Source organism: Halopseudomonas pachastrellae (assembly GCF_900114765.1).
In the GTDB taxonomy this organism is placed as follows: Bacteria; Pseudomonadota; Gammaproteobacteria; order Pseudomonadales; family Pseudomonadaceae; genus Halopseudomonas; species Halopseudomonas pachastrellae.
The window spans coordinates 22,754-35,970 of record NZ_FOUD01000015.1 but is presented as its reverse complement, the minus strand read 5'-3'; the positions used below and the strand labels follow the sequence as shown (position 1 = coordinate 35,970).

Below are 13,217 nucleotides of genomic sequence, written 5' to 3'. Positions count from 1 at the left end.
ATCAGACCTCGACAACCTCCGCACTGCCCTCCGGCGCCGGCGCGCCGGTCAGCATGGCCAGGATGCTGGCCAGGCGATCACGCATGTCACCGCGCGACACGATCATATCCAGCGCACCATGATCCAGCAGGAACTCACTGCGCTGGAAGCCCGGCGGCAACTTCTCACGCACAGTCTGCTCGATAACCCGCGGCCCGGCAAAACCGATCAGCGCATTGGGTTCAGCAACGTTGAGGTCACCCAGCATGGCCAGACTGGCGGAAACGCCGCCGTATACCGGGTCAGTCATGACCGAGATAAAGGGGATACCCTCCTCACGCAGGCGTGCCAGCGCCGCGCTGGTCTTGGCCATCTGCATCAGGGAGAACAGGGCTTCCTGCATACGCGCTCCGCCGGAGGCGGAGAAACAAATGAAGGGGATACGCTCCTGCAGGGCGATTTCTGCGCCGCGTACAAAGCGGGCGCCAACTACACTGCCCATCGAGCCGCCCATGAAGTTGAATTCAAAGGCGCTGGCGACAATCGGAGACCCCTTCAGCGCGCCCTGCATGACAACCAGCGCATCTTTCTCGCCGGTTTCTTTCTGGGCGGCCGTCAGGCGGTCCTTGTACTTCTTGCTGTCGCGGAACTTCAGGCGATCCACCGGCTCCAGCTCGGCGCCAATCTCAGTGCGCCCTTCAGCATCGAGGAAGATATCCAGACGGCGGCGGGCGCCAATACGCAGGTGATGACTGCACTTGGGGCAGACATCCAGATTTTTCTCCAGCTCCGGCCGATACAGTACCGCGTCACAGGACGGGCATTTGCGCCACAGTCCCTCGGGTACACTGCTCTTCTGTGCTTCGGAGCGCACAATGGAGGGAATCAGTTTGTCCACCAACCAGTTGCTCATCGCCTTTCCTTCTCTGTTATCAGCTCAGTCAACACTGCCAGCGGGCAGTGGACGTTGTTCAGTGGTCCATGGCGCCGCGCATCTCGGCAATGATGGCCGAAATCGCCTTGCGCGCTGCATCCGGATTATCGGCATTGGCCGCAATCTGATTAACCAGCACAGACCCGACCACAACGCCATCGGCTACCTCACCAACCGCTGCGGCAGTAGCGCCGTCGCGGATACCGAAGCCAACACCAATCGGCAAGTCGGTTACCGTACGCAGCATGTCCAATTTGTTTGCTACATCGGTGACGTCCAAAGCACTGGACCCGGTCACACCTTTCAGAGAAACATAATAGACATAGCCGCTGGCCTGCTGACAAATTGAGCGCGCACGCTCGAGCGTAGTGGTCGGCGCCAACAGAAAAATAGTGTCCAGCCCACGCGCCTTGAACAGCGGCACCACGTCAGCTGCCTCTTCCGGCGGCAGGTCTACGGTCAGCACGCCATCAACGCCGGCTTCAGCCGCCTCACGGGCAAATTCATCATAGCCCATGCGCTCGACCGGGTTGAGATAGCCCATCAGCACCACCGGCGTCTCGTTATCACGCTGACGAAACTCGGCAACCATCTGCAACACCTGACGCAGGCTCACCTCGTGGGCCAGCGCACGCTCCATGGCGAGCTGGATCACCGGGCCATCAGCCATCGGGTCGGAGAACGGAATACCCAGCTCAATGACGTCGGCACCGGCTGCAACCAGGTCATGCATCAGCGGCAGGGTTACCGCCGGGGCAGGATCACCGGCAGTAATGTAAGGGATCAGCGCCTTGCGGCCAGCGGCCTGCAGGGCGGAAAAACGGGCTTGAATTCGGCTCATGGATAACTCGACTAGATGCTGATGCCGTCAATGCCGGCGACGGTGTGAATGTCCTTGTCGCCGCGACCGGACAGGTTGATCACGACGATCTGCTCGGGGCTCATGCTGGCTGCCAGCTTCATGCCGTAGGCCACCGCATGACTGGACTCCAGTGCCGGCATGATGCCTTCGACGCGGGTCAGCTCGCGGAACGCGTGCAACGCCTCATCGTCAGTCGCATCGACATACTCAACCCGACCGACGTCCTTCAGCCAGCTGTGCTCAGGGCCAACGCCCGGATAGTCGAGACCAGCGGAGACGGAGTGGGTCTCAATGATCTGCCCCGCCTCATCCGACATCAGGTAGGTGCGGTTGCCATGCAGAACACCCGGCTGACCGGCACTCAGCGGCGCGGCGTGCTCACCTGTCGCGATGCCGTGGCCACCGGCCTCGACCCCGAACATGCGCACGCCCTCATCATTCAGGAACGGATGGAACAGACCGATCGCGTTGGAGCCACCGCCGACACAGGCAACCAGCGCGTCAGGCAGACGACCGGCCTGGGCCAGGCACTGCTCGCGCGCCTCACGGCCGATGACGCACTGGAAGTCGCGCACCAGCTCGGGGTATGGGTGCGGGCCTGCGACGGTGCCGATGATGTAGAAGGTATCGTCGATGTTGGTGACCCAGTCACGCATCGCCTCGTTCATGGCATCTTTGAGCGTACGCGAACCGGAGGTGACCGGAATCACCTCAGCACCCAGCAACTTCATGCGATACACGTTGAGCGCCTGACGACGAACATCTTCTGCGCCCATGTAAACCTGGCATTTCAGGCCCAGACGCGCAGCGACCGTCGCCGTCGCCACACCGTGCTGACCGGCACCGGTTTCGGCGATCACCCGCGGCTTGCCCATGTGCTTGGCCAACAGCGCCTGACCGATAGTGTTATTCACCTTGTGGGCGCCGGTGTGGTTAAGGTCTTCGCGCTTGAGGTAGATCTGCGCGCCACCGACCTTTTGCGTCAAGCGCTCAGCCAGGTACAGCGGCGAAGGCCGGCCCACGTAAAAGGCCAGATCCCGGTCAAACTCCGCCTGAAAGGCAGGGTCATCGGACAACGTGCGATAAAGACGCTCCAGCTCATCCAGCGCGTCCATCAGGGTTTCAGAAACAAAGCGGCCGCCGTACGGGCCAAAGTGGCCTCGCGCGTCGGGCACCGCAGAAAAATCGATGGAATTGGAGTCAGACACGCTTCACCTCTTGAACAAACGCGTTAATTTTTGCCACATCCTTGATGCCCTTGGCCGCCTCTACACCACCGCTGACATCCACGGCCCAGGGCTGCATTTCATCTATCGCCTGACGCACATTGCCGGCGGCCAGGCCGCCGGCCAGCACCAGATTCCAGTCCCGCTCGCGCGGTACCAGCCGCCAGTCAAAGACCTCACCCGTGCCGCCGGGCACGCCGGGCTTGTAGCTATCAAGCAGAATGCCAGCTGCGCCTGGCCATTGCGCGGCCACGTCTTGCAGCTGATCAGCGCTGCGCACCCGCACCGCCTTGAGATACGGGCGACCGAACTGACGGCAATAGTCGTCACTCTCCTCGCCATGAAACTGCAGCAGATCCAGTGGCACCTCTGCCAGAACCGCGCGCACAGCCGCAGGCTCGGCATCAACAAACAAGCCAACCGTGGTTACAAAAGGAGGCAATGCGGCCACGATGCGCGCCGCCTGGGCGGCATCGACTGCGCGAGGACTGGGAGCGTAAAACACCAGGCCAATGGCGTCGGCACCGGCTGCAGCTGCGGCCAGCGCGTCCTGCTCGCGGGTAATGCCACATATCTTGATTCGGGTCATCGCCTGAGGGCTTACCTGTCTGGTTTCAAAGGGGATCGATGTTAGCAGATAGGGACACAGGCGTCAGTTCAGCACATCCGGCAGCGCGGACAGAAAGTGCGGCCCCAGGTAGCGGTGCGGCAAGTCGAACTCCGGCGGGTAGGTTACATCCACCAGGTACAGGCCATAGGCTGGCGCTGTCAGGCCACCCTGGGCGCGATCCCGGGCAGCCAACACCTGGGCGGCCCAGCCGACCGGCTGCTCGCCACAGCCGATCTGCATCAGTACCCCGGCGATGTTACGCACCATGTGATGCAGGAACGCATTGGCACGGATATCCAGCACAATGAACCGGCCAAACTCCAGCAGCTCAAGGTGATGAATAGTCTTGATCGGCGACTTGGCCTGGCAGCCGACCGCCCGATACGAAGTAAAGTCGTGGGTCCCTACCAGCACCTTGGCTGCGGCACGCATACGCTCGATATCAAGCGGGCGATAGTTCCAGGTCACCTCGTGAGCCAGATGCGCCGGCCGAACCGGATCGTTATAGATGACGTAACGATATCGGCGAGCCTGGGCAGAAAAGCGGGCATGAAAGTCTTGCCCGACAGGCAACACCCAGCTCAGGGAGATGTCCGGCGGCAGATTGGCATTGGCGCCGTGAATCCAGTTGCGCGGGGAGCGAACGGCGTCGCTGTCAAAGTGAATGACCTGACAGGAGGCATGCACGCCGGCATCGGTGCGCCCGGCACAGAATATCTGTACAGGGTGATTGGCAACCCGGCTCAATGCCTTCTCGACCGCTTCCTGTACGCTGGGCACGCCCTTTTGCTGACGCTGCCAACCACGGTAGGCGGTACCTCGGTACTCCACGCAAGCGGCCACCCTGGAAACAACAGCGGCCGCCTCGGGGGCGGCCGCTGAGGTTATTGCATCATCTACCATCAGTCAGTCAGGCGCTCCATCAGACTGCGCGCTTCCTGCTGCTGCTGCTCGCTACCCTCATCAACCACTTCGTTAAGGATATCGCGAGCACCTTCCTGGTCACCCATATCGATATAGGCACGGGCCAAGTCCAATTTGGTCGCGCACTCATCGGTGCCAGACAGGAAGTCGAACTCGTCGTCTTCATCCAGAGTATCGCCCACTGTGTCCTCCGTGGCGCTGTCAATCGGGGTCAGGTCGGCGTCATCCAGCTCAGGCAACTCAAAGGAGTCCAGACTATCGCCCTGCTCTTCAGCAGCCGGCAGTTCCAGGTCATCGAGCGCATCGGTCGGTGGCAGTTCTGCCTCCAGATCAGACAGCGATGCGTCAGACAGGTCCAGCGACTCCTCCGCCGCAGGCTCACCTGAAGCTGCTGGCGAGTCCATGGACTCGAACTCAGCGATCAGGCTGTCCGCCTCCAGATCCTCTGTCATGGACAGGTCAAAGTCAGCATCCAGCGTTGCCGCTGGCTCTTCTGGCGGCAGCTCGGTTGCCGACTCCGGCAGTTCGAAGCTATCGGTATCCAGTTCAAAATCGGACAGATCGAACTCGTCTGCCGCGTCTGCAGACGCCGGCGCCGGCTCAACAGGTGCAGCGAAATCGAGCGGCTCTTCCGCAGGCTGTTCCGCTACCGGCTCATCCAGGTCAAAGTCGAGATCAAAGCCATCATCTTCAGCTGCGGCCGGCTCTGCAGGTGCCTCTGCCAGCACGTCTTCGAAGGGCACTTCCTCCGCCGGCTTGTCAGCAGCATCATCGCCAAGATCAAACTCGCTGAAATCAAAATCCATGTCGTCTTCAGCGACATCGACTGCCGGCGCGGGTGCATTCAGCTCGTCGTCTTCCTGCAGTACCACCGCCGCAGCACCGACCGCAGCAGCGGCCATCAGCGGGAAGCGCGCATCCAGTTCGGCGATACGATCAGCCTGGTTGCCCTTGGCTTCGAGTACCGCGCGCTGGTCGCGATAACCTTCGGCATTCTCCAGCAGACCTTCGACTTCCATCAGTTTCAGGCGCAGGTCATCACGCTCTGGCTCGGCAGCGATAGCATCAGCCAGCACATCGTGCGCTTCCTGCGGCTTGCCATAGGCCAGCAGCGCATCCGCTTCAACGAGCGGGTCAGCTGCCAGGCTCATATCATCCTGCTCGCCGTCATCGCTACCGGCCAGCGCAACGTTGAAGTCGTCCGACTCAGCTTCGGCGGCTTCTGACTTATCGTCGGCCGCATTGGCGATGAAGTTGTCAGCCATTTCGGCCTCGCGCCGCGCATTACGACGAGACAGCGACATCAGCACCAGCAACAGCAACAAAATGGCGACCACACCACCACCGATCAGCAGCATCTGATTTTGCATCAGCCCCTGCAGCAGGGAGGTCGGGTCCTTGGCGGCAGGTTCTGCCGGCGCTGCAGGTTCTGCCGGAGCAACTGGCTCAGACACTGGCGCAGGCTCTGCCTCAACGTCTGCCGGCGCAGAGGCGACAGCCGGCTCTTCTTCGACGACCGGCGCCTCTTCGCTGACAGTCTCATCCGCAGGCGCACCATCAATGGCCTCGACATCAGCGGCCAGCTCATCGGTACTGGCGGTAGACTCGGCAGCATCGCCCGCCTCGTCAGTTGCCTCATCGGCCACCACCGGCTCAGCTTCGACTGCCGCATCTTCGCTATCGACAAGGTCTTGCAGGTCAGCCTGCGGCTCGGGCGTCAGCTCGGTGTTTTCACCACCGCCCGCAACCTGCTCCTGCAGCGATGCCAGCTGGGCATCTTTCAGTTCGAGCAGGCGTTGCAGGGTTTCTACCTGGCCCTGCACATCGCTCAGGCGATCATTCAACTCGGCCTTCTCACGCTCGGCCGAGTCCAGTTGTTCTTTAGTGCGGTCCAGCGCGTCACGCAGCTGTGTCGACTCAGCACCGTTACCGGCAGCCGAATCACCACCACCTTCAGCGGCGTTTTCATCGGCGCCAGACACCAGGCGCAGAGAGTCCTCACCACTGACAGCTTCAGGCGCCGCACCAGCGCTCTCGCGTGGGCGAGCGTCCAGTTGCGGAGCACTGGCCTCAGCGCTTGCCGGAGCGCGCCCTTCACGCCAGGCGCGATTCTGCGCCGCGACTTCAGCCACCGCCTCACTGTTGCTGCGACGGCCTGCCTGTTCGGCAGTTGGCAAGGTCAGGTTTTGCCCGGCCTTGAGCTGGTTGATGTTGCCGTTACTGAACGCACCGGGGTTGAGGTCCTGAATCGCCAGCATGGTCTGATGCACACTGGCACCCTGCGGGCGATTGCGCAGCGCCAGCTCCCAGAGAGTGTCAGAGCGGCTGGTTGTCACACGCCCATCACGGGCCGACGCAGGAGCTGCAGTAGTTTGAGTAGTGCCTCCAGAGACCGCAGCTGCGGAGGCCCGACCTGCAGCACTGGGCTGCGCAGGCGCTACGCGCGGCGTGGGCATTGCACCGCTGCTGGACGGGGCGCGGACAGAGCTGCTGCTGACGACCGGCGTGGGCTGGTACAGCGGCGGATCGAGGAGAACGGTGAACTCGCGCAGGACCTTGCCAGAAGGCCAGCGCACCTCCATGAGGAAGTTCAGGAAAGGTTCGCTGACCGGACGGCTGGACGTCACTCGGATGACCGAGCGGCCATCAGGCTTGACGACCGGCTGGAATTTGAGATCGGTGAGAAAGAAGTTACGGTCGATGCCGGCACGACCAAAGTCGTCGGGAGAGGCCAGCGTGGTGCGAATTTCCTCGTTGGAGAGGTCTCGCACCTGCAACAGATCAATCTCTGCTTCAAGCGGCTGGTTCAATGACGACTGCAGATGGATATCGCCGACTCCCAACGCGTGAACCATTCCGGACGACATCACGGCACTTGCTGCGGCAACAGCGATAACCAATTTGCGAACCATAGCGTAAATCCTTTGCTTTTATCGTTTTTCCAGGCTTCTACGTGCCTGTTGCGACAAACCGGCCAATTGTTCTATCTCCCCACCCGGTTTTGCCACGCGCAGTCACGACGGCCAAACGGTTTCAGTTCCTGCAAACCTAACCTGCTTGATACAAAAACTCTAGCAAGTATCGATTACAAATAGTCTTTTATCAACAAGTCAGCAATCATCAGACTGTTAAGTGCGACACCTTTACGCAAATTATCAGACACAATCCACAAATGGATAGTGTTGGGCTGGCCTGCATCCTGGCGGACCCGTCCGACCCACACCTGATCGGAGCCCGTCGCATCGGTCACCGGCGTCGGGTAGCCACCCGCTTCAGCCTTGTCCAACACCTTGACACCCTTAGCCCGACGCAGCACGTTGATCACCTTTTGAGCATCAAGAGGCTCGGCGGTAGTGACCTGCATCATCTGCGCGGTGCCATAGAACAGCGGCACCATGACGCAGTTGGCCAGCACCGGCAGCGACGGCAACCCGAGCACCTCACCAATGCCTGCTACAAGGTCGCGCTCCTCGCGACTGGCGCCCGACTCGTCCAGGTCGCTGGCACAGGGCTGCAGATTAAAGGCCGATTGCTTGGCCAACGCACCACCCTTCTCGATCGGCTGACCGTTAAGCAGTCGGCCGGTTTCCATCGCCAGACCTTCGACCGCCGCCTTGCTATGGGTCGACATCGACTGATAGGTAGCAACACTCACCCGCTGCACCGGCGACATGCCATCGAGCACCTTGAGCACCAGCGCGCTCTGCAGGACCTGGCTGTCCGGGCAGGCAACCACGCGTCGCTGCACCGCATCGGCCAACGTTGCGGGGTTCACCTCGGCAACGACAGTAACGCCCTGCCCCGTCAGCAAACCGGTGGTATCGATCACCAGCGCGCCAGCATCACGAATCGCCGCGATATGCTGCAGGGCAAAATCACGATCCCCTGCAACGATGGCCAGCTTAACGCCGGCAAAATCAAAGCTGCTCAACGCCTCGACGCGCACGCTCTGACCATTGATCATGCGCCGCTCACCTGCCTCGTCATCGACATCAACCAGTCGCACCTGGCCAAAGGGGTAGCTGTGCTCTTCCAGCACATTGATCAGCATGTCACCAACCAGGCTGCTCACCCCAACAATTGCAATATCCGCTACGTTGCTCATCGCCCTGCCCTACATATTCATGTTGCACAAATACAAAGGGCACCCCGCCAACGACGGGGTGCCCTGATCAACCTCGGTCGCGCACGACCTCAGCCTTCCTGCAAAATCCTCAGCATGCGGCGCAGCGGCTCGGCAGCGCCCCACAGCAGCTGGTCACCCACGGTGAACGCCGACAGGTACTGCGAGCCCATGTTCAGCTTGCGCAGTCGGCCAACCGGCACACTCAGGGTACCGGTAACCGCGGTCGGGGTCAGGCCCGCCAGGGTGTCTTCCTTGGTATTGGGGATCACCTTGGACCAGGGGTTGTGCTCAGCCAGCAGCGACTCGATATCCGCCAGCGGCACATCCTTGTTCAGCTTGATGGTCAGCGCCTGGCTGTGGCAACGCATGGCACCGATGCGCACGCAGATACCATCAACCGGGATCGGACGACCGCTGCGACCAATGATCTTGTTGGTCTCGGCCTGCGCCTTCCACTCTTCACGGCTCTGACCGTTGGCCAGTTGCTTGTCGATCCACGGAATCAGACTGCCGGCCAGCGGCACGCCGAAGTTGTCAGCCGGGAAAGACTCGCTACGCAGCGTAGACGCAACGGTACGATCGATGTCCAGAATGGCGCTGGCCGGATCAGCCAGTTGATCAGCAACAGAAGCGTTGATCGCGCCCATCTGGCTGATCAGCTCGCGCATGTTCTGGGCGCCGGCACCGCTGGCCGCCTGATAGGTCATGGCGCTCATCCACTCAACCAGCCCCTGCTCAAACAGGCCACCCAGGCCCATGAGCATCAGACTGACAGTGCAGTTACCGCCAACAAAGGTTTTGACACCATCACGCAACGCCTGATCGATATTGCGACGGTTGACCGGGTCCAGCACGATGACGGCCTCATCTTCCATGCGCAGCGTGGAAGCCGCATCAATCCAGTAGCCTTTCCAGCCTTCAGCACGCAGCTTGGGGTACACCTCACTGGTGTAATCACCGCCCTGGCAGGTAATGATGACGTCCATCGGCTTGAGTGCTTCAAGGTCAAAAGCGTCCTTGAGCGCAGGAATGTCCTTACCAATATCCGGACCCTTGCCACCTACGTTGGAGGTAGTGAAAAACACCGGATCGATATCGGCAAAATCATTCTCGTCGCGCATGCGTTGCATCAGCACAGAGCCGACCATGCCACGCCAACCAACCAAACCAACTTGTTTCATAACAACAACCCCCGTGGGGTAACAGATTCAAAGACACATACGCCCGGCCGAGGCCGGGCGTAAATGGATAATCGGACAGATTACAGGTTTTTCAGTGCTGCTACCACGGCATCACCCATTTCCGCAGTGCCGACCTTGCGGCAACCAGCGGACTGAATGTCACCTGTACGCAAGCCCTGATCCAGCACCTGACTGACCGCCTGCTCGATGGCATCGGCAGCAGCAACCTGGCCAAAGCTGTAACGTAGCATCATCGAAACAGACAGGATGGTCGCCAGCGGATTGGCGATACCTTGACCGGCGATGTCCGGCGCACTGCCGTGGCAGGGCTCGTACATGCCCTTGTTGTTCACATCCAGCGACGCCGACGGCAGCATGCCGATAGAGCCGGTCAGCATGGAGGCCTGATCAGACAGGATGTCGCCGAACATATTGTCGGTGACGATCACGTCAAACTGCTTGGGTGCACGGACCAGCTGCATGGCGGCGTTGTCGACGTACATGTGCGACAGCTCGACTTCCGGGTAGTCCTTGGCCACTTCTTCGACCACTTCACGCCACAGCTGGCTGGAGGCCAGAACGTTGGCCTTGTCGACCGAGCAAAGCTTCTTGTTTCGCACCATCGCCATGTCAAAACCGACCTTGGCAATACGGCGCACTTCGCTCTCGCTGTAGGGCAGCGTATCAAAAGCCATGCGCTCGCCGTTTTCCAGCGTGGTGCGCTCGCGCGGTTTGCCGAAGTAGATACCGCCAGTCAGCTCACGCACGATCAGGATATCTAGACCGGAGACGACTTCCGGCTTGAGCGTGGACGCTTCAGCCAGTTGCGGGTACAGAATAGCCGGACGCAGGTTGCCGAACAGGCCCAGTTCGGAACGAATCTTCAGCAGACCACGCTCAGGGCGCAGCGCCGGGTCAATGGTGTCCCACTTGGGGCCGCCAACAGCGCCCAGCAGAACGGCGTCGGCAGCGCGGGCGCGCTCCAGGGTTTCGTCCGCCAGCGGCGAACCGTAACGGTCATAAGCAGCGCCACCGAGATCATCAAAGCTCAGCTCGTAGCCCAGGCCAAACTTGTCATTGGCCAGGTTAAGCACCTTGACCGCCTCAGCCATGATCTCCGGACCAATACCGTCACCCGGCAGAATCAGAATCTGTTTGCTCATTGCATTCCTCATAATGTGCTTGCGCACAGAGCGCCTCGGCTCTGTGCTGAATTCAACCTGCCTCAGGCCTCACGAAACAGCCAAGGCTGACGCTGACGATGGCCCGACTCGAAGGCGCTGATGGCCTCGGCGTCCTGCAGCGTCAGGCCAATATCGTCCAGCCCGTTGAGCAGACAGTGTTTACGGAACGCGTCCACCTCAAAGGGGTACTGTTTACCGTCCGGGCGAGTAACAACCTGGGCTTCAAGATCAATCGTCAGCTGATAGCCTTCGGTGGCCTCGCACTGGGCGAACAGCTCGTCGAGGACCTCATCGGCCAAGATGATCGGCAAAAGACCGTTCTTGAAGCTGTTGTTGTAGAAAATATCGGCAAAGCTCGGTGCAATCACCGTGCGAAAACCATATTCGTCCAGCGCCCAGGGCGCGTGCTCGCGAGAGGAGCCGCAGCCGAAGTTCTCACGCGCCAGCAGTACGCTTGCGCCCTGATAGCGCGGAAAGTTCAGCACAAAGTCTTCGTTGATCGGACGGGTCGAGCAATCCTGGTTCGGCTGGCCGACATCCAGATAACGCCACTCATCGAACAGGTTCGGACCGAAACCGGTACGTTTGATCGACTTGAGAAACTGCTTCGGAATGATCTGATCAGTGTCGACATTGGCGCGATCGAGCGGACAGACCAGGCCGGTATGTTGGGTAAAAGCTTTCATCGGGCGACTCCTCAGGCCTGCATCAATTCACGGACATCTACAAAGTGGCCGGTGACCGCAGCCGCCGCAGCCATCGCCGGGCTAACCAGGTGGGTACGCCCGCCATTGCCCTGACGACCTTCAAAGTTGCGGTTGGAGGTGGAAGCACAGTGCTCGCCACTTTCCAAACGGTCCGGGTTCATCGCCAGACACATGGAGCAACCGGGCTCACGCCATTCAAAGCCGGCCTCGACAAAAATTTTGTCCAGACCTTCCTGCTCGGCCTGCGCCTTGACCAGACCGGAGCCCGGCACCACCAGCGCCTGTTTCACGGTAGCGGCAACCTTGCGGCCTTTGGCAACGGCGGCCGCCGCGCGCAGGTCTTCGATGCGCGAGTTGGTGCAGGAGCCGATAAACACGCGGTCCAGCTTGATATCGGTGATCGGCTGATTGGCTGTCAGGCCCATGTACTTGAGGGCACGCGTGATGGAGCCGCGCTTGACGGCATCGGCCTCCGCCTCTGGGTCCGGCACCTTCTGGTCAACCGCCAACACCATCTCTGGAGACGTACCCCAGCTGACCTGCGGCTTGATATCTTCGGCGCGCAGCTCGATGACGGTATCAAAGTGCGCATCGGCGTCAGACACCAGATCCTTCCACGCCGCCACGGCACGCTCCCAATCAGCACCTTGCGGTGCAAACGGGCGGCCTTTGACGTAATCGATAGTCTTCTCGTCAACCGCGACCATGCCAACCCGCGCGCCCGCCTCGATGGCCATGTTGCAGAGGGTCATACGGCCTTCGACCGACAGCTCGCGAATCGCGCTGCCAGCAAATTCCATTGCATGGCCGTTACCACCAGCGGTGCCAATCTTGCCGATCACGGCCAGCACAATGTCCTTGGCCGTGACGCCGAAAGGCAACTGCCCTTCAACACGCACCTGCATGTTTTTCATTTTCTTGGCGACCAGGCACTGGGTAGCCAGTACGTGCTCAACCTCGGATGTACCGATGCCGTGCGCCAAAGCACCAAAGGCGCCATGGGTAGAGGTGTGCGAATCACCGCAGACAACCGTCATACCCGGCAGGGTCGCGCCCTGCTCCGGGCCGACAACGTGCACGATGCCCTGACGCACGTCGTTCATCTTGAATTCGAGAATGCCGAAGTCATCGCAGTTCTCATCCAGCGTTCTGACCTGAATGCGCGACACTTCATCGGCGATAGCGTCCAGGCCACCCTGGCGCTCGGCCTTGGTGGTCGGCACGTTGTGATCGGGCGTGGCAATGTTGGCATCAATGCGCCACGGCTTGCGGCCAGCCAGTCGCAGCCCTTCAAACGCCTGCGGTGAAGTCACCTCGTGAAGAATGTGGCGATCGATATAGATCAACGCAGAACCGTCATCCCGTTCCTTGACGAGATGGTTGTCCCACAACTTGTCGTACAGCGTTTTTGCAGACATGGGTAACTCCTGGCATCAGACTCTGGCCACCGTCCCCTGCGACTGCAGGCCCTGCGGCGGCTCTTC

General features: G+C 60.6%; 11 protein-coding genes. All 11 read right to left on the bottom strand.

The genetic code is table 11. The annotated features are described in order from the left end of the window. Position 1: 1 nt before the first annotated feature. Positions 2-892 carry an acetyl-CoA carboxylase, carboxyltransferase subunit beta gene (accD, locus tag BM116_RS12500; protein ID WP_083728168.1) on the bottom strand — a complete coding sequence of 297 codons (891 nt, stop codon included), beginning with the start codon at positions 890-892 and terminating at the stop codon, positions 2-4. Between the two features lie 58 nt (positions 893-950). After that, complete coding sequence (trpA, locus tag BM116_RS12495; RefSeq protein WP_083728169.1) at positions 951-1,754, bottom strand: tryptophan synthase subunit alpha; 804 nt, start codon at positions 1,752-1,754, stop codon at positions 951-953. 11 nt (positions 1,755-1,765) lie between these two features. Further along, positions 1,766-2,983 carry a tryptophan synthase subunit beta gene (trpB, locus tag BM116_RS12490; RefSeq protein WP_083728170.1) on the bottom strand — a complete coding sequence of 406 codons (1,218 nt, stop codon included), beginning with the start codon at positions 2,981-2,983 and terminating at the stop codon, positions 1,766-1,768. Further along, positions 2,976-3,626, bottom strand: coding sequence for a phosphoribosylanthranilate isomerase (locus BM116_RS12485; RefSeq protein WP_268874572.1), 651 nt, complete (start codon positions 3,624-3,626; stop codon positions 2,976-2,978). Before BM116_RS12485 ends, trpB begins: the two co-directional genes overlap by 8 nt. Before the next feature lie 27 nt (positions 3,627-3,653). Then, positions 3,654-4,514, bottom strand: coding sequence for a tRNA pseudouridine(38-40) synthase TruA (gene truA / locus BM116_RS12480; RefSeq protein ID WP_083728172.1), 861 nt, complete (start codon positions 4,512-4,514; stop codon positions 3,654-3,656). Next, a complete protein-coding gene (locus tag BM116_RS12475) occupies positions 4,514-7,447 on the bottom strand; it encodes a FimV/HubP family polar landmark protein (protein ID WP_083728173.1) in 2,934 nt (977 codons plus the stop codon). Before BM116_RS12475 ends, truA begins: the two co-directional genes overlap by 1 nt. A gap of 173 nt (positions 7,448-7,620) precedes the next feature. Next, the gene (locus BM116_RS12470; RefSeq protein WP_083728174.1) at positions 7,621-8,640 is read right to left on the bottom strand and encodes an aspartate-semialdehyde dehydrogenase; all 1,020 of its coding nucleotides are present in this window, start codon (positions 8,638-8,640) and stop codon (positions 7,621-7,623) included. Positions 8,641-8,729: 89 nt separating this feature from the next. Further along, positions 8,730-9,842 (bottom strand): aspartate-semialdehyde dehydrogenase, encoded by a 1,113-nt coding sequence (asd, locus tag BM116_RS12465; RefSeq protein ID WP_083728175.1) that lies wholly within the window; start codon positions 9,840-9,842, stop codon positions 8,730-8,732. An 80-nt stretch (positions 9,843-9,922) separates the two neighbouring features. Next, entirely contained in the window at positions 9,923-11,005 is a 1,083-nt protein-coding gene (gene leuB, locus BM116_RS12460) for a 3-isopropylmalate dehydrogenase (protein WP_083728176.1), read from the bottom strand. A 62-nt stretch (positions 11,006-11,067) separates the two neighbouring features. Continuing rightward, complete coding sequence (gene leuD / locus BM116_RS12455; RefSeq protein ID WP_083728177.1) at positions 11,068-11,712, bottom strand: 3-isopropylmalate dehydratase small subunit; 645 nt, start codon at positions 11,710-11,712, stop codon at positions 11,068-11,070. An 11-nt stretch (positions 11,713-11,723) separates the two neighbouring features. Next, positions 11,724-13,151, bottom strand: a complete 1,428-nt coding sequence (gene leuC / locus BM116_RS12450) for a 3-isopropylmalate dehydratase large subunit (protein WP_083728178.1) — start codon at positions 13,149-13,151, stop codon at positions 11,724-11,726. Positions 13,152-13,217: the final 66 nt, after the last annotated feature.

Excerpts from the sequence above, each read along its gene's own strand:
- accD (WP_083728168.1), bottom strand. The coding sequence starts at position 892 with ATGAGCAACTGGTTGGTGGACAAACTGATTCCCTCCATTGTGCGCTCC.
- leuB (WP_083728176.1), bottom strand. The coding sequence starts at position 11,005 with ATGAGCAAACAGATTCTGATTCTGCCGGGTGACGGTATTGGTCCGGAG.
- asd (WP_083728175.1), bottom strand. The coding sequence starts at position 9,842 with ATGAAACAAGTTGGTTTGGTTGGTTGGCGTGGCATGGTCGGCTCTGTG.
- trpA (WP_083728169.1), bottom strand. The coding sequence starts at position 1,754 with ATGAGCCGAATTCAAGCCCGTTTTTCCGCCCTGCAGGCCGCTGGCCGC.
- BM116_RS12475 (WP_083728173.1), bottom strand. The coding sequence starts at position 7,447 with ATGGTTCGCAAATTGGTTATCGCTGTTGCCGCAGCAAGTGCCGTGATG.
- leuC (WP_083728178.1), bottom strand. The coding sequence starts at position 13,151 with ATGTCTGCAAAAACGCTGTACGACAAGTTGTGGGACAACCATCTCGTC.
- BM116_RS12470 (WP_083728174.1), bottom strand. The coding sequence starts at position 8,640 with ATGAGCAACGTAGCGGATATTGCAATTGTTGGGGTGAGCAGCCTGGTT.
- truA (WP_083728172.1), bottom strand. The coding sequence starts at position 4,514 with ATGGTAGATGATGCAATAACCTCAGCGGCCGCCCCCGAGGCGGCCGCT.
- leuD (WP_083728177.1), bottom strand. The coding sequence starts at position 11,712 with ATGAAAGCTTTTACCCAACATACCGGCCTGGTCTGTCCGCTCGATCGC.